Origin of the sequence: Deinococcus aetherius (assembly GCF_025997855.1) — a bacterium.
GTDB classification, from domain to species: Bacteria; Deinococcota; Deinococci; order Deinococcales; family Deinococcaceae; genus Deinococcus; species Deinococcus aetherius.
Window position 1 is genome coordinate 415,665 of sequence record NZ_AP026560.1, and the last position, 21,486, is coordinate 437,150.

The 21,486-nt window shown below is 71.3% G+C and carries 24 protein-coding genes; 9 read left to right on the forward strand and 15 right to left on the reverse strand.

Annotated elements, in window-relative coordinates; translation table 11 throughout:
- Positions 1-49 precede the first annotated feature (49 nt).
- Together DAETH_RS02170 and DAETH_RS02175 are read left to right on the forward strand one after the other, a co-directional pair.
- Positions 50-373, forward strand: coding sequence for a hypothetical protein (locus DAETH_RS02170; RefSeq protein WP_264776303.1), 324 nt, complete (start codon positions 50-52; stop codon positions 371-373).
- Between the two features lie 293 nt (positions 374-666).
- Entirely contained in the window at positions 667-1,656 is a 990-nt protein-coding gene (locus tag DAETH_RS02175) for a TerC/Alx family metal homeostasis membrane protein (RefSeq protein ID WP_264776304.1), read from the forward strand.
- A 58-nt stretch (positions 1,657-1,714) separates the two neighbouring features.
- Here the strand turns inward: DAETH_RS02175 and mnhG are convergent, their stop codons facing one another.
- The 8 genes from mnhG to DAETH_RS02215 all read right to left on the reverse strand — a co-directional run bounded on the left by mnhG (position 1,715) and on the right by DAETH_RS02215 (position 8,785).
- Positions 1,715-2,107, reverse strand: a complete 393-nt coding sequence (gene mnhG, locus DAETH_RS02180; RefSeq protein WP_264776305.1) for a monovalent cation/H(+) antiporter subunit G — start codon at positions 2,105-2,107, stop codon at positions 1,715-1,717.
- 57 nt (positions 2,108-2,164) lie between these two features.
- On the reverse strand, positions 2,165-2,425 hold the full coding sequence (locus tag DAETH_RS02185) for a monovalent cation/H+ antiporter complex subunit F (protein ID WP_264776306.1): 261 nt from the start codon (positions 2,423-2,425) through the stop codon (positions 2,165-2,167).
- Positions 2,422-2,925 carry a Na+/H+ antiporter subunit E gene (locus DAETH_RS02190; protein WP_264776307.1) on the reverse strand — a complete coding sequence of 168 codons (504 nt, stop codon included), beginning with the start codon at positions 2,923-2,925 and terminating at the stop codon, positions 2,422-2,424. Before DAETH_RS02190 ends, DAETH_RS02185 begins: the two co-directional genes overlap by 4 nt.
- Positions 2,922-4,460 carry a proton-conducting transporter transmembrane domain-containing protein gene (locus tag DAETH_RS02195; RefSeq protein WP_264776308.1) on the reverse strand — a complete coding sequence of 513 codons (1,539 nt, stop codon included), beginning with the start codon at positions 4,458-4,460 and terminating at the stop codon, positions 2,922-2,924. The genes DAETH_RS02190 and DAETH_RS02195 overlap by 4 nt, the downstream gene beginning before the upstream one ends.
- Positions 4,457-4,912 (reverse strand): sodium:proton antiporter, encoded by a 456-nt coding sequence (locus DAETH_RS02200; RefSeq protein WP_264776309.1) that lies wholly within the window; start codon positions 4,910-4,912, stop codon positions 4,457-4,459. The genes DAETH_RS02195 and DAETH_RS02200 overlap by 4 nt, the downstream gene beginning before the upstream one ends.
- A 115-nt stretch (positions 4,913-5,027) precedes the next feature.
- A complete protein-coding gene (locus tag DAETH_RS02205) occupies positions 5,028-5,498 on the reverse strand; it encodes a Na(+)/H(+) antiporter subunit B (RefSeq protein ID WP_264776310.1) in 471 nt (156 codons plus the stop codon).
- Positions 5,495-7,816, reverse strand: coding sequence for a hydrogen gas-evolving membrane-bound hydrogenase subunit E (mbhE, locus tag DAETH_RS02210; protein WP_264776311.1), 2,322 nt, complete (start codon positions 7,814-7,816; stop codon positions 5,495-5,497). The genes DAETH_RS02205 and mbhE overlap by 4 nt, the downstream gene beginning before the upstream one ends.
- Positions 7,817-8,116: 300 nt before the next feature.
- The gene (locus tag DAETH_RS02215) at positions 8,117-8,785 is read right to left on the reverse strand and encodes a hypothetical protein (RefSeq protein WP_264776312.1); all 669 of its coding nucleotides are present in this window, start codon (positions 8,783-8,785) and stop codon (positions 8,117-8,119) included.
- Positions 8,786-9,060: 275 nt separating this feature from the next.
- Here DAETH_RS02215 and DAETH_RS02220 point away from each other — a divergent pair, with 275 nt between their 5' ends.
- On the forward strand, positions 9,061-10,149 hold the full coding sequence (locus DAETH_RS02220) for a 3-deoxy-7-phosphoheptulonate synthase (protein WP_264776313.1): 1,089 nt from the start codon (positions 9,061-9,063) through the stop codon (positions 10,147-10,149).
- Positions 10,150-10,176: 27 nt separating this feature from the next.
- Here DAETH_RS02220 and DAETH_RS02225 read toward each other — a convergent pair whose 3' ends face one another.
- Together DAETH_RS02225 and DAETH_RS02230 are read right to left on the reverse strand one after the other, a co-directional pair.
- On the reverse strand, positions 10,177-10,626 hold the full coding sequence (locus tag DAETH_RS02225) for a helix-turn-helix domain-containing protein (protein WP_264776314.1): 450 nt from the start codon (positions 10,624-10,626) through the stop codon (positions 10,177-10,179).
- Positions 10,627-10,637: 11 nt separating this feature from the next.
- Complete coding sequence (locus DAETH_RS02230; protein WP_264776315.1) at positions 10,638-10,949, reverse strand: hypothetical protein; 312 nt, start codon at positions 10,947-10,949, stop codon at positions 10,638-10,640.
- A gap of 331 nt (positions 10,950-11,280) precedes the next feature.
- Here DAETH_RS02230 and DAETH_RS02235 point away from each other — a divergent pair, with 331 nt between their 5' ends.
- Genes DAETH_RS02235 through DAETH_RS02250 form a run of 4 tightly spaced genes read left to right on the forward strand, consistent with a single transcriptional unit; the run spans position 11,281 to position 13,488 of the window.
- Entirely contained in the window at positions 11,281-11,775 is a 495-nt protein-coding gene (locus tag DAETH_RS02235; protein WP_264776316.1) for a gluconokinase, read from the forward strand.
- Positions 11,768-11,944, forward strand: coding sequence for a DUF2256 domain-containing protein (locus DAETH_RS02240; RefSeq protein WP_264776317.1), 177 nt, complete (start codon positions 11,768-11,770; stop codon positions 11,942-11,944). Before DAETH_RS02235 ends, DAETH_RS02240 begins: the two co-directional genes overlap by 8 nt.
- Positions 11,941-12,909: a UV DNA damage repair endonuclease UvsE gene (gene uvsE / locus DAETH_RS02245; RefSeq protein ID WP_264776318.1), complete on the forward strand. Its 969-nt coding sequence runs from the start codon at positions 11,941-11,943 to the stop codon at positions 12,907-12,909. The genes DAETH_RS02240 and uvsE overlap by 4 nt, the downstream gene beginning before the upstream one ends.
- A 36-nt stretch (positions 12,910-12,945) precedes the next feature.
- A complete protein-coding gene (locus tag DAETH_RS02250) occupies positions 12,946-13,488 on the forward strand; it encodes a 3'-5' exonuclease (protein ID WP_264776319.1) in 543 nt (180 codons plus the stop codon).
- A 57-nt stretch (positions 13,489-13,545) separates the two neighbouring features.
- Here the strand turns inward: DAETH_RS02250 and DAETH_RS02255 are convergent, their stop codons facing one another.
- On the reverse strand, positions 13,546-15,639 hold the full coding sequence (locus tag DAETH_RS02255; protein WP_406585093.1) for a phosphodiester glycosidase family protein: 2,094 nt from the start codon (positions 15,637-15,639) through the stop codon (positions 13,546-13,548).
- 187 nt (positions 15,640-15,826) lie between these two features.
- On the opposite strand from DAETH_RS02255, the gene mglB reads away from it, so the two are divergent.
- Together mglB and mglA are read left to right on the forward strand one after the other, a co-directional pair.
- Complete coding sequence (gene mglB / locus DAETH_RS02260; protein WP_264776320.1) at positions 15,827-16,312, forward strand: GTPase-activating protein MglB; 486 nt, start codon at positions 15,827-15,829, stop codon at positions 16,310-16,312.
- Between the two features lie 27 nt (positions 16,313-16,339).
- Positions 16,340-16,930 (forward strand): GTPase MglA, encoded by a 591-nt coding sequence (mglA, locus tag DAETH_RS02265; RefSeq protein ID WP_264776321.1) that lies wholly within the window; start codon positions 16,340-16,342, stop codon positions 16,928-16,930.
- Positions 16,931-17,018: 88 nt separating this feature from the next.
- On the opposite strand, the gene DAETH_RS02270 is transcribed toward mglA, so the two are convergent.
- The 4 genes from DAETH_RS02270 to DAETH_RS02285 all read right to left on the reverse strand — a co-directional run bounded on the left by DAETH_RS02270 (position 17,019) and on the right by DAETH_RS02285 (position 21,466).
- Positions 17,019-17,861: a YwqG family protein gene (locus DAETH_RS02270; RefSeq protein ID WP_264776322.1), complete on the reverse strand. Its 843-nt coding sequence runs from the start codon at positions 17,859-17,861 to the stop codon at positions 17,019-17,021.
- Positions 17,862-17,959: 98 nt separating this feature from the next.
- The gene (locus DAETH_RS02275) at positions 17,960-19,366 is read right to left on the reverse strand and encodes a superoxide dismutase family protein (RefSeq protein WP_264776323.1); all 1,407 of its coding nucleotides are present in this window, start codon (positions 19,364-19,366) and stop codon (positions 17,960-17,962) included.
- Positions 19,366-20,643: a PQQ-dependent sugar dehydrogenase gene (locus DAETH_RS02280; RefSeq protein WP_264776324.1), complete on the reverse strand. Its 1,278-nt coding sequence runs from the start codon at positions 20,641-20,643 to the stop codon at positions 19,366-19,368. Before DAETH_RS02280 ends, DAETH_RS02275 begins: the two co-directional genes overlap by 1 nt.
- Positions 20,644-20,731: 88 nt before the next feature.
- Positions 20,732-21,466 (reverse strand): TVP38/TMEM64 family protein, encoded by a 735-nt coding sequence (locus tag DAETH_RS02285; RefSeq protein ID WP_264776325.1) that lies wholly within the window; start codon positions 21,464-21,466, stop codon positions 20,732-20,734.
- Positions 21,467-21,486: the final 20 nt, after the last annotated feature.

Here is a 21,486-nt window from a genome sequence, read left to right on the forward strand (position 1 = left end):
GGCGGCGATCAGACAGGCGAGCCCCGCCCCACGCCCTACACTGCCCCCCATGACCCAGGATCAGGGAACCCAGGACAGGCTCATCTCCCAAGGCGACCGCGCCCGGCTCGATCAGGTCTTCATGCAGGTCGTGCTCGACGTGCAGGCGCAGGTGCAGCAGACCCAGCCCGAGCGGCCCGGCAACCTCGCCGCCATGTTCCACAAGGAGACCGTCTCGGACGCCCTGCAGGGCTGCGCCATGTTGATCGCGGGCTGGAACGAGAACCGGGTGGACGAGGCGGGCGTGACCCGCGCGGCCAAGGCCCTGCGCAGCCTGGAGCTGGAGGACCTGGCGGAGCGGGTGGAGCGGCTGCGGGGCATTGACGAAGCCTGAAGGAAAACCCACGGTGGAGAAGTTCTGTGTGCGCCTCCACAAAAGGGGGGAGAGGGCTCTGGCAGGCTGAATCTCACTCCGGGGGAGTACGCCGCCCGGCCTTCTAACTTAGGCCGGGTGCGCGGGGACCGACAGTTCGGGTGGGAAATCCACCCCGGTCCCGCGCGGCAAGGGCCAGACCCGGACAGGACGCCGCCCGGCTCCTGTTCGCGTCTGGCCCTCCCCGTTGATTGGAGGCCGTGACGGAAACCTGGGCGGGGTCCGGAAGGGCGACTCCCCCTATGGAACTGTTGATGACCCTCTGGCTCGGCAAGCCCGCCTGGATGTGGGTGCTGTTCCTCACGCTCGTGACCGCGCTGCTCGCCTTCGACCTCGGCGTGCTGGGCAGGCGGCGGGCGGCGCAGGGCGGCGCTCAGGAGATCGGCGTGGCCGAGAGCCTGCGGCTGAGCGTCTTTTACATCGCCATCGCCCTGCTCTTCGGCGGGTGGGTGTGGCTCAGCCTGGGGGCCGAGAGCGGCCTGGCGTACTTCACGGGCTTCGCGGTCGAAAAGGCGCTCGCGCTCGACAACGTGTTCGTGATCAGCGTGATCTTCGCCGCACTCGCGGTGCCCCGCCACCTCCAGCACCGGGTTCTCTTCTGGGGCATCCTGGGCGTGATCGTGCTGCGCGGCATCATGATCGGCCTGGGCGCCGCGCTTGTCAGCAACTTCGACTGGATCATGTGGGTGTTCGGGGCCTTCCTGCTCCTGACCGGGCTGCGGCTGCTCTTCGTGCGGGGCGCCCACGACCACGCGCCCGACATAGCGCGTCACCCTGTCGTCCGGGCCCTGCGCCGCGTCATGCCGATCAGCCCGAAGCTCGACGGCCAGAAGTTCGTGACCCGGCTGCCCGACGCCTCGGGCCGGGTGCGGCTGCACGCCACGCCGCTGCTGCTCGCCCTGCTGCTCGTGGAGGCCGCCGACCTCGTGTTCGCGGTGGACTCCATCCCGGCAATCTTCGCCATCACCCAGGACCCCTTCATCGTGTACACCAGCAACATCTTCGCCATCCTGGGTTTGCGCGCCCTGTACTTCGCCCTCGACGCGCTGATCCACCGCTTCTCGGGCCTCAAGCCCGCCCTCGCGCTGGTGCTCGTCTTCATCGGCGGCAAGATCTTCTACAACCAGTTCTTCGGCAAGCTCGACCCGGCGATCAGCCTGGGCGTGACGCTCGCCATTCTGGCGGGGGGCATCCTCGTCAGCCTGTGGAGGACGCGGCGGGAGGGGGCGCGGCCCGCCGCGTAGGTCATTCGGGAGGCGAGGTGGGGACGGCGTGGGGTGCGCGTGTCCCCGCCTCGCCTCGTCACGGCCCCTCCGCCCCCAGCGCCCGCTGCGCCTCCCGGTCGGCCAGCGCGACACTCTCCGCCTGCCCGAGGGCGCCCCACTCGTCGGTGCCGCCGTCGAGCTGGGGCGCGAGTCCCCGCAGGTAGGCGGCCTGGGCGATCAGGTACGCGGTGAGCGGCGTGGTCAGGAACTGAAAGAGCAGCACGGCGGCGAGCCGGGTGAAGGCCGCCGCGTCGCTCAACTCGAAGGCCACCCCCAGGAAGATACCCGCCGACCCCAGCGTCACCAGCTTGCTGCTCGCGTGCAGCCGCGTGTACAGGTCGGGAAAGCGCACCAGCCCCACGGCGGCGGTGAGCACGAAAAACGCCCCGATCAGGATGGGAATGTCCCGCCAGGGGTGAAAGTCATCCACGAGAGGCCCCCGGCAAGCGCGGAAGGCTGGCGACTGGCGACTGGCGACTGGTGCCTCTCACCTCATCACCCGCCCCACGAGCAGATACCGCGTCAGCGCCACCGTGGACAGGAAGCCCAGCAGGCTGAGCACGAGCGCGGCGTCGAGCATGACGATCAGCCGGGTCTTGACCGCGATCAGGGCGAACAGCACGACCAGATTCACGCTCAGGAAGTCGAAGGCCATGATGCGGTCGCCCCACGAGGGCCCGCGCAGCACCCGGAAGGTGACCAGCAGGACGGACAGGGTGACGATGCCGAGCGCGAGGTTGACGATCACGGGCGGACCTCCGGGGGGGCGGGGGGCAGGGGAGAGGAGACGCGCAGCAGCCGGTCTTCCACCCTCAGGATGGCCTCGCGGGCGGCCCGCGCGTCTGGCGTGCCGATGGCGTGCGCGTAGAGGGTGCGGCGGTCCGGGCTGAAGCCCAGGGCGACGGTGCCGGGCATCAGGCCGATGGTGGCGGCCAGGAAGGTCAGCGCCCCCTCGCCCTCCAGCCGCAGCGGCACGGCCACGATCATGGGATTCAGGGGAGGATGCGGGCGCAGGGCGAAGAGGGCGATCTGCACGTTCGCCACGGTCAGCTCACGCAGGAAGAAGCCCACGAAGCCCAGCCCGGCGAGCACCTGCCGCACGTACTCGTGGGTGGCGAGCGCGCGGGGAAACACCGCCAGGACGGCGAAGCCTAACCCGAAACCGACCGCGAGTTCCCGGAGGCTGACCTCCCCGGCGAACAGCGCCCACACCACGGCGAGCAGGAGGTTGAGGGCGAAGCCTCTCATTTCTCGGCCTCCTCTCCCGTCGGGGGCGCGGGGATGACCACGGGCGCGTCGCCCAGCACGCCCCGGATGTAGCGCGCGTTGTCCCGCAACTCGGCGGCGGTGGCGTCCGCCCGGGCGAAGATCGGCCCGGCGAAGACGGTCAGCCCTGCCACGAGCGCGGAAGCGGTGTAGGCGGCGACGTGCAGGGAGGGGGAAACGCGGTACACGGGGAGCCAGGCCGGGTGCTGGCCCCAGAAGAAGCCGCGCCACACCTTGAGCATCGCGTACAGGGTGATGAGGCTACTCAGCAGGGCGCTGACCACCCCGAGGACGGCGAGGAGCGAGCCCTGCGCGAGCCCCGCCCGCACCAGCGCGTACTTCGCCACGAAGCCCCCGCTCGGCGGCAGCCCCGCCACCGTCAGCGCGCACAGCAGGAAACACCCGGCGAGCAGGGGCAGGAAGTCGAGCATTCCCCGCACCCGCACCAGCCGCGACCCGCTCGCCCGCTCCGCCACGGCGGCGACGGCGAAGAGGGCCGTGGTGACGAGCACGCTGACCGCGAAGTACCCCACGCTCGCCCGCACCGCCTCCCCGGTGCCCACCCCCAGCCCGAAGGCGAGGTAGCCCACCGAACTCACCACGAGGAAGGACAGGATGCGCCGCCACTCTCGCTGAGAGGCCGCCCCCAGCGCCCCGTACAGCATGGTCACCGTGCCGAAGAGCAGCAGCAGCGTGTTCGTCACCCCCGCCTCCCCGGTGAAGACGGTCGTGAACACCCGCAACAGCGCGTAGACGCCGACCTTGGTGAGCACCGCCGCGAAGAAGGTCCCCACGGCGGGCGGCAGCGCGGGGTAGGTGCCCGGCAGCCAGAAGCCGAGCGGGAAGAGCGCCCCCTTCGCCGCGAAGACGATCAGGAGAAGCACCCCGACGGCGGTGACCGTCGTGTTCGGCCCGAGCTGCGCCGACCGCTGGGCGAGGTGGGCGAAGTTCAGCGTCCCCAGCACCCCGTACGCGAGCCCGCACGCGACGACGAGCAGCGCCGAGGCGGCGAGGTTCATCACGATGTAGCGGAAGCCCTCACGCAGTTGCTCGCGGGTGGAACCCAGCACCGCCAGGGCGTACGAGGCGACGAGCATCACCTCGAAGGCCACGAACAGGTTGAAGAGGTCCCCGGTCAGGAACGACATCTGCACCCCCGCGAACAGGAACTGCATCAGGGCGAGGAGGTGGTGGCGCTCCCGCGCCGGGTCGGGGTCGGCGGCGGCCTGCCACACGGCGAGGAGGGCACTCACCGCCGCGAGGACGCTCACCCAGGCGGCGAGGCGGTCGGCGGTCATCACGATGCCGAAGGGGGCGCGCCACCCGCCGAGCGCGGAGGTGAGGACCGTCCCGTCCGCCGTGGCGACGAGGAGCCCCAGCGAGAAGGCGAGGGTGAGCGCCGCACCCGCCAGCGCGAGGCCCACCCGCACCGGGCGGGGCGACGGCCACAGCAGCCCCAGCCCGAAGCCCAGCGGCGTCAGGATCGGGGCCAGGGTCAGCCAGGCGAGGTCGCTCACGGCTCGCCCCCCCCCGGACTCCGGGCGGAGTAGACGAGGGTGCGCGGCTCCTCCGGGTCAGGGCGGTCCGGGCCCTGGTGCTCGGGGTCGGCGATCAGGCCGTCCTCCGCCTCCGGGTCGCGGGCGAGGTTGTCGCCGAAGGCCTCCACGTCGTCGTGCCCGGCGACCTGATACGCGCGCAGGGCGACGGTCAGCAGCAGGGCGGTCGTGGCGAAGCCGATCACGATGGCGGTCAGGATGAGCGCCTGGGGCAGCGGGTCCACGTACGGCCCGCGCAGGGTGAGGAGCGGCGGCGCGTCCTCCCGCAGCCCCGCCACGGTCAGGATCGCCAGGTTGCCCCCGTAGGTGATGAAGCTCAGCCCCAGCACCACCCGCACGATGACGCGCGACAGCAGCAGGAAGACGCCGGTCCCGATCAGGAGGCCGATCAGGAGGGCGAAGAGGGTCTCCATCAGCGGACCTCCGGGAGTCGCCAGTCGCCGGGGACCGGTCGCCAGAGGGGCCGGTGGAAGGGGTGGACTTTGCTCCCGGGTTCTCCTGCCCCGGAGCCTGGGCTGGCGACCCCCCTCATTCGTCCCCCTCCACCCGCTCCTGAGGGTTCACCTCGATCAGCCCATAGGCGATGGCGAGGCTCCCGCCCACCACCACGAGGTACACCCCCAGGTCGAAGAGCAGCGCGGTCGCCCACTCGAACTCGCCCGTCAGCGCGGTCGTGATGTAGCCGTAGTCGCTCTTGAGGTAGGGCCGCCCCAGGAGGTAAGGCACCAGCCCGGTCACGAAGGACAGCGCCAGCCCCCACGGGACGAGGCGGGCCGGGTCGACCCGCAGGGCGGTGTGGCCGTAGGCAATGCGGTGCAGGATCAGGGCGCAGGCGGTCATCAGCCCTGCGATGAAGCCGCCCCCCGGCGCGTTGTGCCCGCGCCAGAGCAGCAGCAGCGCGAAGAGGATCACGAGCGCGAAGACGGCGCGGCTCACCGTGCGCAGGATGGGGTCGCCGCTCAGCGGCGGGGGGGTGGGGGTCCGGCGTTCGGGACTCATGCTTCTTCCTTCTCCCCCGGCGTGGCGGGGACCGGGGTGGGGGCGCCTCCGCCCGGCGCCCGCCCCTTCTTGCCCAGCCGCACGAGGCCCAGCACGGCGAGCGCGACCATCCCGACCACCGTGATCTCGCCCAGGGTGTCGAAGCCCCGGAAGTCCACCAGCAGGACGTTCACGACGTTCCGGCCGCCGCCCAGCCGGTAGCTGTTCGCCAGGTAGTACGGCGAGATGGGCGGGGCCAGGAAGCGCACGCCCGCCAGCACGAGCAGGGTCGCCCCCAGCCCCGCCGAGGCGGCCAGGAGGAGGTCGAGGGCGTACCGCCAGCGGGTGCGGGGCAGGTCGCGGCTGCGCGGCAGGGAGCGGAAGACGAGCAGGAAGAGGATGACCGTCACCGCCTCGACGAGCAGTTGCGTGAGGGCGAGGTCGGGGGCGCGCAGGGCCAGGAAGGCGGCGGCGCTCCCGAAGCCCGTCAGCCCGGTCACGACGACGGCCGTGAGGCGGCTGCGCGCGAGAAGCACTCCCACCGCCCCCGCCACGAGGAGCGCCGCGACCGGCAGCAGGGCGAGCGGCGGCGTGCCGACCGGGTGAAACACCTGCGGCGCCCGCCAGACCGCGTACCCGGCGATCAGGGCGGCGGCCCCTAGCATGATCCGCAGTTGGTCGGGCAGCGCGAGGCCCTGGGTGCGCGCGATCAGGCGGCTGGAGAGGACGTTCACCCCCTCCGTCAGCGCGTAGTAGACCGTGTTCGCGTTGACGCGCGGGGTGAGCCGCCGCCCCAGGACGCCCACTTGCGCCGCCTGCCCGATCAGGACCGCCCCCAGCCCCCAGGTCAGGAGCGTGGCGAGGAGCGCGGGCGTGACCCCGTGCCAGAGCTTCAGGTGCCCCCTGTGGGTGGCAAAATTCAGCGCGTTCTGCGCCGTCCGCGTCAGGGCCTCTGCGCTTCCCGGTAGCAGGCCGAAGGCAAGGGCGGTCAGGGCGAGCAGCCCGGCGGGCACGAGCAGCCCGGGCGGCGCCTCGTGGGGCTCGGCGCCCGGCGGGTGGCGCGGCGGGCCCCAGAACACCCGCAGCAGCCGGAAGGAGTACGCGAAGGTCAGCGCGCTGCCCAGCACGGCGACCGCGATAAAGACCGGCCCCCGGTGGAGCATCGCCTCGTAGAACAGCTCCTTGGAGATGAAGCCCCCTAGCGGCGGCACCCCCGCCATGCTGAGCGAAGCGAGGAGCGCGGCGGCGAAGGTGAGGGGCATGGCCTTTCTCAGCCCGCCCAGGCGCGGCACCTCGCGCGTCCCCGTCTCGTGGTCGATGATGCCCACCACGAAGAAGAGGGCCGCCTTGAAGGCCGCGTGGTTGAGGAGGTGCGCCGTCGCCGTAAATCTCCCCTCCGCGTCCGCCAGCCCGTACAGGCTCATCAGCAACCCGAGCTGCGAGACGGTGGAGTAGGCGAGCAGCGCCTTGAGGTCGGTCTGCCGCAGCGCGATCCACGCCCCCCAGACCAGCGTGGCGAGCCCCACCGGCACGATGATCCCGCCCCACAGCGGGCTCGACCCGAACAGCAGCCCGAACTTGGCGACGAGGACCACGCCCGCCTTCACCATCGTCGCGGAGTGCAGGAAGGCGGAGACGGGCGTAGGCGCCTCCATCGCCGTCGGAAGCCAGAGGTGGAAGGGGAGTTGGGCGCTCTTCGTGAACGCCGCGAGCAGGGTCAGCAGCAACGCGGGCGTGAAGAGGGGCGAGGCGCGCAGGGCCTCCACATCCAGCCCCGAGAGGGTGGTGCTGCCCCCCGCGATTCCCAGCAGGGCGACCGCCGCGAGGAGGGCGAGGCCGCCCAGCGCGCTCACCAGGAAGGCCTTGACCGCCCCGTCGCGCGCCGCCGAGCGGGTGTGCCACAGCCCGATCAGGAGGAAGCTCGTGACGCTCGTCATCTCCCAGAAGCCGAACAGGACCACGAGGTTGTCGCTGAGGACCAGCCCCAGCATCGAGCCGCCGAAAAGGAGGAGGTAGGCGTAAAACCGCCCGAACCGCTCCCGCTCGGAGAGGTACGCCACCGCGTACAGGCTCGCCAGCGTGCCGATCACGCCGATCAGGACGGCGAAGAGCAGCGAGAAGCCGTCTCCCCGGAAGGCGAGCGCGAGCCCCAGGGTGGGGACCCAGCGGGTGACCTCCAGCGCGGGGCTGGCCCCCGGCATCCCGGAAAGCGGCAGGGCGAGGAGCAGCGCGGGCACGAAGGCGAGCGCCGCCACGTACCCGGTGCGCCGTTCCAGGCGCGTCCCCAGCCAGGCGCAGAGCGCGGCGAACAGGAAGGGAAGGAAAACGGCGAGCGTCACGGCCCGCCCCACCGACAAGAGTGCATCCGTCTCGCCACCTTAAACCCCATGACGCCGCGCCCCGAGCAGTGAGGGCGGCGCGTGTATGCGAATTCCTGGGCGGTGACCGTCCCCCTCCGGTCATGGCATCCTCGGACGGCGCGAGGGCACCTCCGACCGAAATCCAGTCTAAGGGGCCTGGGGAAGCGACAGGCTGGACAGGAAGGGGAGCCGGAATCTTTTCTTAAGGTTTAGGTCAAGCAAAGCGCCGCCCGGCAGAAAACCGAGCGGCATCCGGGACCAGTATCCGGGAAAAGGGGATCAGCGGCGACGGCGCCCCAGCACGAACCACCCGGCGGCGGCGGCCAGGAAGCCCACGCCCGCGTACGTCCAGAGGTTCGGGCCGTGCTGGGGCGCGACGACCTGACCGTTCACCGGCACGCCGTTGTTCACGATCACGTCCGGCCCGTCAATGGCGTTTGCCACGCTGCTCACCGCCGTGAAGATCAGGGCGTACTTGAGGATGTCGTAGCCGACTCCCCGGCTCCTGTAGTAGCTCTGCGGGTAGGGGAAGTAGCGCCCTGGAGAAAGCTGGTAGCGGTACTGCCCGCCGGGGGTCGCGCTGTAGGTGATCGCGCTGCGCGGCACGCCCGCCGGGAGGCGCACGTTCTTCCACCCGTTGAGCTGGGTGGGGGTGACGCGGGCCGCCGCCGCCCGGTTCGCGGCGCTCACGGTGCCGCTCGTGGTGCCCCGCTGGGTGGCGCTCGGCGTGCGGGTGGAGGGGAGGGTGGAGCGCGGGGCGGTGTACGTGCTCCCCGCCGAGTTGTTGCGGGGCGGGGTGTAACGCGGGGTCGGGGTGGGAGCGCGGTAGCGCGGTGCGCTGTACCCACCCCGGCTGCCCCCGAAGCCCCCGCCGCTGCGCCGCTGCGCGTCGGCCACTCCGGCCGCGAGCGCGAGGGTGGTCAGAAAGAGAGTGACGGAGCGTTTCATCTCTCTAGAGTACGGGCCGGGGAACACCGAAGTTCCCGCCAAGCACACGGTTTTCGCCGGAATGAAGGGTGGGCGAAGGCCCGGCTAGACGGCCCCGAGCGCCCCGGCCCCACGTCCGGCGTACACTTCATTCATGACGTTCGGCGCCGCGTTTTTCTATTGGTTCGGTTCACCCCGGGCCTGACGCCTGCGCTGCCACCCCAGCCACGAGCCGCCCGGAGGAACCCCACCTCCCGGCGGTTTTTCTTCGCTTCACACGAAAGGACTTGCCCACCATGACCCACCCCGACCCCATCATCCAGGCTGGCCGCACGGAGAACCTCAACGTCACGGGCTTCACCCCCCTGATCACGCCCCGCGCGCTCAAGGCGAGCCTACCCCTCACCCCGGGGGCCGAGCGCACGGTGCTCGCGGGACGGCGGGCCGCCCAGGACATCGTGCACGGGCGCGACGACCGACTGCTCGTGGTGGTGGGGCCGTGCTCCGTCCACGACTTCGATGCGGCCGTCGAGTACGCCGGGCGCCTCGCCGGGCTGCGGAAAAGGGTCAAAGACCGTCTCGAAGTCCACATGCGCGTCTACGTGGATAAGCCCCGCACGACCGTAGGCTGGCGCGGCTACCTGATGGACCCCGACATGACGGGGGAAAACGACATCAACAAGGGCCTTGCCCTGACCCGCGACCTGATGATCCGCGTCTCCGAACTCGGCCTCCCCGTCGCCACCGAACTCCTCGACCCCTTCGCGCCCCAGTTCCTCTTCGACGCGGTGGCCTGGGCCTGCCTGGGGGCGCGGACCACCGAATCGCAGACGCACCGGGTCATGGCGAGCGCCGTCAGCGCCCCGATGGGCTTCAAGAACGGCACGGGCGGCGGCCTCAAGCTCGCCGTGGACGCCATCGTGGCGGCGAGCCACCCCCACGCCTTTTTCACGGTGGACGACGACGGGCAGGCGTGCATCGTCCACACGCGCGGCAACCCCGACGGCCACGTCATCCTGCGTGGCGGGCGGAATGGGCCGAATTACGCCCCCCAGTTCGTCGCCGAGGCCGAGACGCTGATGCGCGCGGCGGGGCTCGACCCGGCGGTGATGGTGGACTGCTCACATGCGAACAGCGGCTCCGACCACCACCGCCAGGGGCTCGTGTGGCGCGACGTTTTGCACCAGCGCACGCGAGGAGGGGCGGCCATCAAGGGGTTGATGGTCGAGTCCAACCTCCGTCCCGGCAAGCAGCCCATCCCCGCCGACCTCTCGGGGCTCCTGCCCGGCGTGAGCGTCACCGACGCCTGCGTGGGCTGGGACGAGACGGAGGCGCTGCTGCTGGAGGCGCACGCGGCGCTGGGGCGGGAGACGGTGGGGGGGTAGGGGCGGAGGGCTTCGTCTCCTGGGAGGCTACGAAGCCTCTTTGCGTTCCCTGGGTTTGAACCTGACTTCCACGTCCATGTCCAGGGCGTCGGCGATGCGCCGCAGCGTTTCCATGCCGTGCTGGTGATAGTCGGGGCTGAGCCAGCGCGAGACCAGCGGGGGCTTAATCCCCAGCCGCTCGGCGATCTCGGCGCCCGTTAGGCCACGCTCGCGCAGCACTCGGCGCAGTTCCAGGCTCACGGGGTCGGGTGTTGGGAGTGCCAGTTCCGGGCGGGCCTCATACCGCCGCTCGACGGTTGCGCCGGGCGCTTGGTCGCGGGCCGCGTCCTGAACGAGGTGCGCGATGGCCCGGGACACACTGAGGCGGAAGCCGATCACCTCACCGCTCTCGGCATCGAGGGTGGTGGGCACATCGTGGAGGATCACCGTGACGCCCTCACGGCTGGGGAAGGTGTGGGTCATGGGGGTGTCGGGCATAGCTCCTCCTCTCAGTTCGCCATCGCCGTCACGACGATGTAGTACGTCCCGCGCCAGCCCACTTTCACCCGCAGGCGGAGGCGGCCGATGAAGCGGTCGAAGTTCAGTCCGGGCGCGCGGCTTCTCGCGCCGGGAAGGTCCTTGGTCACCTCGTCGTAGTAACTGATGGCGTCGTACACGTCGTCCAGGGTGAGGGCGTCGAGGTTGATCTCGTTCTGGGCGTGGACGCTCACGCGCAGCTCGCCGCTGTCCAGGGCCTCCCATACCGCCTGCACTTCCCAGTCCAGAACCTCAGAAGTGGAGAAGTCGAAGCCCTCGGACACCCCGCTATGTTAACTCAAAAGTTAATGAGGAGGGATAGGCTTGTTCCAATACGTGTTGGAGCAACCCCGTGACCCCCAGCACCACTCTCAACCCCTCCCGAGGCGACCTCCCGTCTCAAGTCTTCCCCCCGTCACCCTGCAACCCTACATTCTGGCGAAATTTAGCACCGCACTGCCGAGGCCGCCTTCTATAAGGCGGTGGCCTCCCCCACCCTCCCCTCTCCTGCCCAGCTCCCCACGCCGAAGACAAATCCCTGACCGCTCCCCAATCCCCGGCCGACCTTCACCTTTCCCCACCTTCCGATACGGACGCGTGCGGCAGACTGTCGCCATGCGGGTCGTCGTGATGGGGGTTTCGGGAAGCGGGAAGACCACGGTGGGGCGGGAGGTGGCGGCGCGGGCGGGCTGGCCCTTCCTCGACGGTGACGATTTCCACACCCCGCAGGCGCGGGCGCGGATGGCGCGCGGCGAGGGGCTGACCGACGCGGACCGGGCCCCCTGGCTGGCCCGGCTGCGCTCCCGGCTGGAGGCGCTGCCCGACGTGGTGCTCGCCTGCTCGGCGCTGCGGCGGGCGTACCGCGACGCCCTGCGGGGACCGGGCGTGACCTTCCTGTTCCTGAACGTGCCCCGCGACCTTCTCCAGGCCCGCCTCGCCGTCCGCACCGGGCACTACGCCGGGCCGGGACTGCTCCCCTCGCAACTCGCCACGCTCGAAGCCCCGGCCCCGGAGGAGCGCGACGTGGTCATCCTCGACGTCATGGCCGACGACACACCGGCCCGCCTCGCCAAGCGGGCCCTGAGCGCCCTGGGGGTGGCCCATGCCTGAGGTGAGAAAGGCCTTCGGCGGGGGCCGCAAACCCAGCGAGCGCCCCTCCAAGGTGTGCGCTGCCTGCGGTCTGCCCTTCACCTGGCGCAAGAAGTGGGAGCGCGACTGGGAGAACGTCAGGTACTGCTCCGACCGTTGCCGGGCGGCGGCGAAGCGGGGGACCTCGTGACCCTTCCCGCCGCCATCCCCGCCTACGGCCTGGTCTGCATGACGATTGGGCCGGAGGTGCGTTTCCGCACGATCACCCTGACGAATTACCTCAAGCTCTCGCCGGGGGAGCGTGAAACCAAGCTCCTCGACCTGTACGCCGACAACATCTCGCGGGTGCGGCGGGCCGCCGACTTCTGCGCCGAGCGGGGCATCCGGCTCTACCGCCTGAGTTCGAGCCTCTTCCCGATGTTCGACCTGGAGGGGGACGACACCGGGCGGGCGGTCCTGGACCACCTCGCGCCGGGGATGCGGGAGGCGGGGCAGGCCTTTCTGGACGCCGGAATCCGCGTGCTGATGCATCCCGAGCAGTTCATCGTGCTGAATTCCGAGCGCCCCGAGGTCCGCGCCTCCAGCGCCCGCACGCTCGCCGCCCACGCGGACACGCTCGACCGCTTCGGCTTTCCGCGCTCGACCTGGAACCTGCTGCTGCTCCACGGCGGCAAGGGGGGCCGCGCCGCCGAACTCGCCGCCATCGTGCCCGACCTGCCCGACACGGTGCGCCTGCGGCTGGGCTTCGAGAACGACGAGCGCGCCTACGGTCCCCAGAACCTCCTGCCCGTGTGCGAGGCGACTGGCGCGCCCCTCGTCTTCGACGCGCACCACCACGTCGTCCACGAGAAGCTCGCGGGTCAGGAGGACCCCAGCGTGCGCGAGTGGGTCCTGAAAGCCCGCGCGACCTGGCGCCCCTCCGAGTGGCAGGTCGTCCACCTCTCCAACGGGCTGGAGGGCCCCCAGGATCGCCGCCACAGCCACCTGATCACCGACTTCCCGAGCGCGTACCTCGACGTGCCCTGGATCGAGGTCGAGGCCAAGGGCAAGGAGGAGGCAGTGGCGGCACTGATGGGCATCCCCGGCGTGCCGCTGCCCGCCGCACAGGAGTTGACCGTGGACGGCGTGCCCCCGGAGGAAGCGGTCGAGGAGTAGGGGCCGCCCCCTGTCCTCTGCGCTACCCTGCATCCCGTGAACGTCGTCGTCTTCGACCTGGAGACCACCGGCCTCTCGCCCGAGCGCGACGCCATCGTGGAGATCGGGGCGCTGCGGGTCCGGGACGGGCAGGTGCAGGAGGCCGAACGCTTCGAGACGCTCGTCAGGCCGGTGGGGGCCGGGGGTGAGCCGCTGCGGATTCCCTGGCGGGTGCAGCAGATCCACGGCATCAGCGACGAGATGGTGCGGAACGCCCCGCACCTCGCCGCCGTGCTCCCGGACTTCCTCGACTTCGTGGGCGACTCACCCGTCGTCGCGCACAACATCGGCTTCGACCGGGGATTTATGCGGGCCGCCGCCACAAGGCACGGCCTGACCTGGGCGCCCTCCGCCGAACACTGCACGATGCAGCTTTCCAGGCGGGCCTTTCCGGGCGAGCGGTCACATAACCTCGACGTGCTCGCCCAACGCCTCGACCTGGGATTCGCGCGCGGTGGGAGGCACCGCTCCCTCGGGGACGCGCGGGTGACTGCCGAGGCCTTCGTCCGCCTGATGGAGCGCCTGAGGGTTCAGGGCTGAGGACGAACCGCTCCCCCGGGTGTCCTGGCGACGGGTCCCCGGCGACGGGCGACTCCCTCACGGCCTGACGGCGGCGGGCGAGGCGTTCCCCCTGGGCACGAAGACGATGGCGTTGGGGACCGGCCTGCTCCAGACCGTGTTGAGGTAGCCGCCCAGGCCCCCGTACCCCCCCGTCAGGTAGGCGGTCGCGCTGCTGCCGCTGTCGAGCCGCACGGCGTCGCGCACCCCGGCGGCGGCCAGCGCGGAGGCGAAGGCCTCGGGCGACCCGTGTTCGAGGTAGGCGATGGTGGGCTGCCCCCCCATGACCCCGAAGGCGACCTGCCGGGTGGGGCGCCAGACCCCCGCCCCCGTGTCGAACTGCTCGCGGGCGGGGTTGACGACCACCCGCCCCTCGCGCACGAGGAGCGGCCCGGCGCTGAGGGCGTCTTGCGCGGTCGTCCACGGGGCGTCGTTCGCCTGCCAGTTCAGGGTAGGCGTCAGCCGCTCCCCGGCCTCACGCGGCAACCCCGGAAAGCGCGCCGGGTCGAAGGTGAAGGCGAGCGTTCCGGCGGGGGGCACGGTGCGCCCGGTGACCACCCGGGAGACCGCCGAGTCCCCCGGCGTGAGGGATACGGTGGTCAGCCCCTCGGCGCCCACGGCGGTGCGCCCGTCCCCCACGAAGGCCGTGAGCAGTTCCGGCCTCACCTTCGCCCCCACGCTGTTCACCGTGACGGACCCGAAGGCGCCGCTCAGGACGTAGCGCGGGCGCGGGTAGCCGAAGAAGGCGCCCCCCTGCGCGGTGAAGCCCACCGTCGCCCGGCGTTCCAGGCTGGGGGCCGTCATCAGCCCGCCCACCGCCACCAGATCGACGGGCAGGTGGCTCGCCGGGTCGAAGTACCCGCCGTTCACGCCCGCCACGCCGCCCACCCCCTTCACCAGACTCGCCACGTCCCGCGCCGCGCCGGGGGGAGCAGTCACCACGCGCGGCTGGAAGCGGGCGGGGTCGAAGCTCAGCAGGTGCAGGCCGCCCCGCACCCGGTACGTGACCCCCTCGGGCAGCCCCTCGGGGTCGATGGGGGGCGGCACCCGGGTGTCGGTGTGGGTCGTCGTGTCGATCACCACGCGGGGCGGGTCCTCCAGCGTGAAGACCTCCGAGGAGCCGCCGCCCGTCCTCAGGCGCACGGTCGTCTGGGCCGTCCTCGTCCCCGCCGGGCCGCCCACCACGCCCGGCTCCACGCTGAGGGTGTCCCCGCTTTCGAGCCGCTGAGTGGACGCGCCCGACGTGACCCCCGGCAGCAGCACGCTCAGCCCGGCGCCGTCCCGCGTGATCTGGTGCGGCGCCTCGCCGCTGAGTTCCAGCACCACCCGCTGCACCTCCACCGTCCGGTGCAGGGTGCGGCTGATCCTCACCGTGTCCAGGTTCGCCACCGAGGCCGGGGGCGTGGGCGTGGGCGGCGTGGGGGCTGGGGGAGGGGAGACCACGGTCGGCGGCACCGGAGCGGATGGCACTGGTGGCACCGGAACCGGGGCGGGCGGCTCGGAAGGCCGGGGGGTGGGCACGGCAGGCGCCGGGCTGACCGTCGGCTTCGGCGCGGCCACCGGCTCGGGAGGCCGCGTGGCGGGCCGGGCCGGGACGGCGGGGGAGAGGGGCGCGGCCGGGACCGGGCTCACGGGTGGCCTGACCGGCGGGGCGGGCTCGGGACGGTGGGCGGCGGGGGCCGCCGGGGCAGGCGCGTCCGGCGAGGGCGGCAGGGTGGCGACGGGCACCACGGGGGGCGCGGCGAAGTCGAGAATATCGGGCGCGTCGGCGAGGACCTGCACGCCGAGGGCCCGGACTGCCGCCACGGGCACGTACAGGCTGCCCCCGACGAGTTGCGGCACGCCGAGCCTCACGTCCGCCGGGAGCGCAAAACCCAGCGCCCGCCAGCCGCGTTCGGGCGAGAAGCGGAGCTCCCGCTCGCCGAGGAGCAGCCGCAGGTCGCGCGGGTCGTTGCGGACGGCCACCCCCAGCCGGGGCAGCGTCCACACCGCCAGAGCCTCGTTCCCCGCCACCACGCGCGTGCCCACCGAGGCGGCCTGCCTCACGCCGCCGACCGCCACGGGCCGCGCGCCCGCCGTGGCCGCCGCCAGCAGCACGAGCGTCGCCAGACCCAAGAGCCTTCCCCTGATCACGGCGCGGAGTTTACCCCACGGCGGGCGGGTCGGGGGCCGGACGGTGGGGGAGGTGGCCGGGGGCAGGACGGGGCACTTCGAAAAAGAACACCGGGCACCCGTTCTCTCCCACTCACCACTGACCACTTCCCACTGCCCCCTCTTTGTCAGAAGCGCGTTTGAATCCGTCCCTTACACTCCCCCTGACATGATTGAACCTTCCCTTGCCCTCTACGGCGACGCGTTCGAGCGCGTGGACCGTCATCTGGAGGAGCTGCTCGCTGCGACCGGCGTGCGCTATTGCCTGCTGGTGGACCGCAAGGGCTTCGTGCTCTCGCACAAGGAAGCCCTCTGGGCCCCCCGGCCCCCCGCGCTCGACAGCGTCGCCACCCTCGTCGCCTCCAATGCCGCCGCCACCGCCGCGCTGGCGAACATGCTGGGCGAGCGCACCTTCAGCGAGCAGACTCACCAGGGCGAGAACGGCACCCTGTACGTGGAATCGGTCGGCGATTCGGCCCTGCTGACCCTGATCTTCGACGGCAGCGTCCCGCTGGGGCGGGTGAAGGTCCACACCAAGAAGACCATCGGGCAACTCGCGGCCATTCTGAAAGAACTTCAGGACGCCCCGCCCATCCAGCTCGGCGAGGACTTCTCGCACGGGGCGACCGCCCTGCTCGACGACCTGTTCGGCTGAGCCGTCACGGGACCATAGGGGGAATCCATGAGCACCATCAACTTCGCGGCGCGCGAGATCAACTGCAAGATCGTCTATTACGGCCCCGGCATGTCCGGCAAGACCACCAACCTCAAGCACGTCTTCTCCAAGGTGCCCGCTCAGTTGCGCGGCGAGATGGTTTCCCTCGCCACCGAGGACGAGCGCACCCTCTTCTTCGACTTCCTGCCGCTCGACCTCGGCTCCGTGCAGGGCTTCAAGACCCGCTTCCACCTCTACACCGTGCCCGGCCAGGTCTTCTACAACGCCAGCCGCAAGCTGATCCTGCGCGGGGTGGACGGCATCGTCTTCGTCGCCGACTCAGCCCCCAACAGATTGCGCGCCAACGCCGAGAGCATGAGGAACCTGCGCGAGAACCTCGCCGAACACGGGATCGACGTGCGCGACGTGCCCATCGTGCTTCAGGTCAACAAGCGCGACATCGAGGGCGCCCTGCCCACCGATATGATCCGCGCGGTCATCGACCCCAAGAAAGAACTCACCCTCTTCGAGGCGACCGCCCACAACGGCGGCGGCGTGTTCGAGACGTTGAAGAGCGTGAGCCGCCTGGTGCTGGACAGGCTGGCGCAGAACAAGTAGGGGGTATGGGGTGTAGCAGGGAGGAGGAAAAGAAGGACCCCCGGGCAGGTGACGGGGGTTCTCCTTTTTCAGGGCTGCCACGCCTTCCTCAACTCGTCTCTATCGCCGCGTAGGTTTCCCCGAAATTCCGTGCCTCCAGGTCCCCTTGGCGGATCAGGAAGTGGAGGTAACCCGCGTCCCAGAAAGTGAGGTCAAGCTCGCGCACGGAGTTCACCCGCAGGAGGTTGCGCCAGGCGTCGGCACCCGTCATGTCCACGGTGGCCCGTTTCCCGTAGTCGTAGAGCCACGCCCGGTCCACGTCGCGCACCATGAAGGCGTCCTCCTCGGCCGGGTGGCCGATGCCCGTGACGTGGCCGAAGAGTTGGCCGACGTGCCCCCGTCCCTGCCCCTGGCCCGCCCGCAAGTCGTCGATCAGGGCCTCGTAGCTCTCCTGCCCGTCCTCGGAGAGCGTGCCGGTCAGCGCCTCGTAGGCGCGCGAGGTCCAGCGTGGCAGGTCGGGGACGAGGACAGTGCCGAGGCCGTGCGGGGGGAGGTCGCCGTAGTTCTCGTTGGCGGGCGGCGCGTCCGGCAGAGGGCGTGGGCTCAGCCCCTCGTCGCCTGTGTAGAGCAGCAGGCGGTGCTCCACGTCGGAGGCGGGTTCGTCCAGGCCCAGGAAGACGTAGAGCATTCCCCGTCCCGGCAGGGGGTTCCCCGCGAAGTGGGGCACGTCCCGCAGGTTGAGTTGCAGGAGGAAGGTCAGGGCCTCGCCTCCCTCACTCAACGGCCAGCTCAGCGCGGCGGGAAGGTCGGGCAGGCCGCCGATCCGGCTCTCGCCCGGGCCCGGGTTCGGCTCGCCCAGGGACAACCGCACCGCCGACCGCACGGCGGCCAGGATGGCGCCCTCGATCTCGGTCAGGCCGTGGTGACGGATCAGCCCTTGCAGGGAGGTCATGGCTGCCCAGCATGACACGGCCCCTGGTGCGGCTGCTCCAGACCGGCTCGGCCAAAAGACGAGGGAGGAAAGCCAACAAGCCTTCCTCCCCCGCCGTCCTAGAACTTCCTGAAGCGGGTGAGGCGGAAGGGCGTTTCCGGCGTGCCCCCCTGCAACTTGTCGAGCTGGCTCTGGGTCACCACGAGGTCGCCGCCCACCGCCGCCAGGGTGGCCGGGAAGCGCAGGCCGCGCAGGGGCTCCTCCGCGACGACCTGGCCGCTCCCGTAATCGGCGCTCAGGCTCACCTTGCTGACGACCTGCATCGCGTTGCGCGACACGTACAGGGTGCGCCCGTCGAGGAGCAGGCCGTCACCGCGCTCCAGGCCGCCCATCACCCGCTGCACGGCCTTGCTGCGCAGGTCGATGCGCCACAGCTCCCCGGTGTTGAGCTGGATGGCGAGCAGATAGCGCCCGTCCGGCGTGGCGGCGATGCCGTTGAGGTTGATGCCGGGGCCGTACTTGACCGGTGTGTCGCCGAGGTCGAGCCAGCGGGTCAGGGTGAGGTCGGGGTCCACCCGGAAGATGACGGGCCGCGTGGAGTCGGTGACGTAGACGTTCCCGTCGGGGGCGAGGGTCAGGTCGTTGATGTAGGGGTTGGGGCTGTCGGGCGTCTGGAGCACCTTGAGGGTCACCCCGTCCGGGCTGAGGATGCTGACCGTGCCCTGGGCCCCGCCCGCGATCCACAACCGGCCCTGGGGGTCCACCTTGAGTCCCAGCGCGGCCCGGCGGCCGAGTGCGCCCCCCTCCTGGAACTTGCTCACCGCGCCGCTCGCCGCGTCGACCGCGTAGATCGTGCCGTTCACGGCGCTGCCGGTGTAGATCACGCCCTTCCTCGCGTCGTAGGCCACCCCCTCGGGGAAGTCCTGGGCGCCGGGGAGGGGATAGTCGCGCGTGGTGAGCCCGTTCCGCGAGATGATCCCGCAGCGCAGCCGGGCGCCGCTCATCCCCGAGGGGTCGCTCTTGTAGTCGTCGGGGTTGGCGTGGATGACCAGGGAGCGGTTCAGGACCCCGTTCATCCCCGTCAGGCTGACCTTGTCGCTCGTGAAGGTGGCGCGACCCACGCCGTCCGCGCCGACGTTGAGCATGGGCAGGTCGCCGCCGTGCCCGTACTTGTTGGGCGCCTGCGGGTCGTCATGGTTGCGGCTCATGCCCGGGTCGAAGTGCCCGCCCGCCCCGCCGAAGGGAACGACGGTATTGGTGGCTGGGTCCACGCCGGGGGTGCAGCGCCCGTACTCGTGAACGTGCATCCCGTGCCCCCCGGGCGGCAGGCCGCGCGCCTCGACGCTGACCTGCACGCCCTGGCCCATCTGCCGGAAGGTCGCGGTGCCGATGACCTGCCCCGCCGGGTCACGCAGGGCGGCGATGGCGGACAGGGGAGTGGTCGCCGGGGCCGCCGTCATGGGCTGCGCGCCCCCCGCGACGGCGAGGCCCAGCACGAGCCCGCCCAGGAGTGTCAGGTGCCTCATCACTGGCCCCCCGTGTACCGCACCCGATACAGGACGCCGCTCTGGTCGTCGGTGAAGAGCAGGCTGCCGTCGGTGTAGGTGGCGACGCCCGCCACGCGCCCGAACTGCTTCCACCCCCCGCCCTCCTGGTACACGAAGCCCGTCACGAAGGGGGTGATGGCGGTGGGCCGGTTGTTCGCGTCGAAGTCCACCCGCGCGATCTCGTAGCCGCTGGGCTCGGAGCGGTTCCACGAGCCCCGGTAGGCAACGAAGGCGTCGTTGCGGTACTCGGCGGGGAATTGGGTCCTCGTGTAGAACTCCAGCCCGATGGCCGCCGCGTGCGCGGTGTACGTCAGCAGCGAGCCCTGGGTGAGGTCGCAGTACTCCTGCTTGGTGATCCGGCCCGGGATCTGCGAGGTGTTGGTGTAGGGATCGGGTGTGCGGTTCCCGTAGCAGAAGGGCCAGCCGTAGTTGCGCCCGCGCACGATGACGTTCATCTCCTCGGGCGGGAGGTTGTCGCCGTGCCAGTCCATCCCCTGATCCATGCCGTACAGAACCTTTGTCACCGGGTGCCACCCGAAGCCGATGGTGTGCCTCAGTCCCCGGGCGTACACCTCGCGCCACTGCCCGTCGGGGCGGACGCGCAGGATGGTCGCCTCCTCGGGGTTCTGGGTGGGGGCGTCGTTGTTGGTCGAGCCGAAGGAGGCGTAGAGGTAGCCGTCCGGGCCCCACTTCAGGCCGCGCGCGGGGTGCTGCCCGGCGTCGGGGAAGCCGTCCGCGAAGACGCGGGGCACGCTCAGCGTCCCGTCCTTCGCCATGTCCATCACCCAGATCGTCTTCTCGCCGACCGCGTAGAGCTTGCCGTCCTTCACGTCCAGCCCGTGCACGAGCTTGAGGTTCTGTGCCACCATCCGGCGCTCGCCCGCGTCGAAGCGCCCGTCTTTGTTGACGTCCTTGAGGTAATAGATGTCGCCCTGCTGCCTGCGGGTGAGGTAGATGCCGCCGCCCGGCATGACGTGCATCATCCGCGCGTTGCCCAGGCCGGTCGCCATCACGGTGATCGTGAAGCCCGCCGGGACCCTCAGCCGGGCGAGCTTGTCGGGGGTGAATTCGAGCGCGGCGGGCTCGTTGCGCGTGACGGTGGCCGACACGGGCGGCTCGGGGGCGGGCACCGGGCGGGGGGTGGGAATGGTCGTCTGCCTCGGGCCGGGGCCAGTCGGCGAGGCCGAACCCTGGGCCAGGGCGGGGGGCACAACGCCGAGGGCCGCCGTCAGCGCGGCGAGCAGGAGCTTTCTCATGGGTTTTCCTCCGAAGCTCAACATTCCATCCCGCCCCGGGGAACAATCTCGGCCCGGCTCACCTTCTGAGACGAACTTCAGGGTGACCTCAAGAGGCGCCGCCGCCCGCCTGGGGCGGAACGTCCGGGACCTGCCTCGCCGCTGTACGCCGCCCGAGCCACCAGCGCCCCAGGGCCGCGAGGGCGACGACCGCCGAGAGCAGCCCCAGCCCCCACGCCATCCGGCGGGCCGAGCCGCTGAGCCACACCACGAGCAGGGTCACGGGCAGCGCCCCGGCGGCGGTGGCGAGCATGAACGGGCGAAACCCCATCCGCGCCGCCCCCGCCACGAGGTTCATCACGTCCGCCGAAAGAATCGGCATCAGCCGCACGAGGAGCACGCCCTGCACCCCGTACCGCTCGGCAAAGGCGTGGGCGGCGTTGCGGGCCCGCTCCCCGGCGAGCGTGCGCACGAGCGTGTCCCCCACCGCCCGCCCCAGCCCGTACCCGGCGGCAGCCCCCAGCAGCGTGCCAACGTAGACAATGAGGAAGCCCTCGACCGGGCCGTACGCGCGGGCGGTCACGGCGGTCATCACCAGGGCGGGGAGGACCGGCAGCACCGCCTGGAACACGAAGCCGAGGATCAGCGCGACGGGCCCGGCCCAGCCCAGCCCGGCCACGAAGGCGTGGGTGACGGCGGGGTCGCTCGACGTGAGCGCGGCGTACCCGCGTTCCAGAAAGGCCCGCACGTCCGGCGTGAGGGCGACCCCCACCAGCAGCGCGAGCGTTCCGCCGGGCACCAGCCAGCGCACGAGACGGAGGTTGCGGCGGGGGGCGGGGGTCACGGGCGCAGTCTAGAAAAGGC

Bases quoted from the DNA above. Each gene is read 5' to 3' on its own strand.
- DAETH_RS02170 (WP_264776303.1), top strand. From the start codon at position 50: ATGACCCAGGATCAGGGAACCCAGGACAGGCTCATCTCCCAAGGCGAC.
- DAETH_RS02205 (WP_264776310.1), bottom strand. From the start codon at position 5,498: ATGAGTCCCGAACGCCGGACCCCCACCCCCCCGCCGCTGAGCGGCGAC.
- DAETH_RS02190 (WP_264776307.1), bottom strand. From the start codon at position 2,925: ATGAGAGGCTTCGCCCTCAACCTCCTGCTCGCCGTGGTGTGGGCGCTG.
- DAETH_RS02235 (WP_264776316.1), top strand. From the start codon at position 11,281: ATGCGGGTCGTCGTGATGGGGGTTTCGGGAAGCGGGAAGACCACGGTG.
- DAETH_RS02270 (WP_264776322.1), bottom strand. From the start codon at position 17,861: ATGACCTCCCTGCAAGGGCTGATCCGTCACCACGGCCTGACCGAGATC.
- DAETH_RS02275 (WP_264776323.1), bottom strand. From the start codon at position 19,366: ATGAGGCACCTGACACTCCTGGGCGGGCTCGTGCTGGGCCTCGCCGTC.
- DAETH_RS02240 (WP_264776317.1), top strand. From the start codon at position 11,768: ATGCCTGAGGTGAGAAAGGCCTTCGGCGGGGGCCGCAAACCCAGCGAG.
- mglB (WP_264776320.1), top strand. From the start codon at position 15,827: ATGATTGAACCTTCCCTTGCCCTCTACGGCGACGCGTTCGAGCGCGTG.
- mglA (WP_264776321.1), top strand. From the start codon at position 16,340: ATGAGCACCATCAACTTCGCGGCGCGCGAGATCAACTGCAAGATCGTC.
- DAETH_RS02280 (WP_264776324.1), bottom strand. From the start codon at position 20,643: ATGAGAAAGCTCCTGCTCGCCGCGCTGACGGCGGCCCTCGGCGTTGTG.
- DAETH_RS02215 (WP_264776312.1), bottom strand. From the start codon at position 8,785: ATGAAACGCTCCGTCACTCTCTTTCTGACCACCCTCGCGCTCGCGGCC.
- DAETH_RS02225 (WP_264776314.1), bottom strand. From the start codon at position 10,626: ATGCCCGACACCCCCATGACCCACACCTTCCCCAGCCGTGAGGGCGTC.
- DAETH_RS02175 (WP_264776304.1), top strand. From the start codon at position 667: ATGACCCTCTGGCTCGGCAAGCCCGCCTGGATGTGGGTGCTGTTCCTC.
- DAETH_RS02200 (WP_264776309.1), bottom strand. From the start codon at position 4,912: ATGGAGACCCTCTTCGCCCTCCTGATCGGCCTCCTGATCGGGACCGGC.
- DAETH_RS02220 (WP_264776313.1), top strand. From the start codon at position 9,061: ATGACCCACCCCGACCCCATCATCCAGGCTGGCCGCACGGAGAACCTC.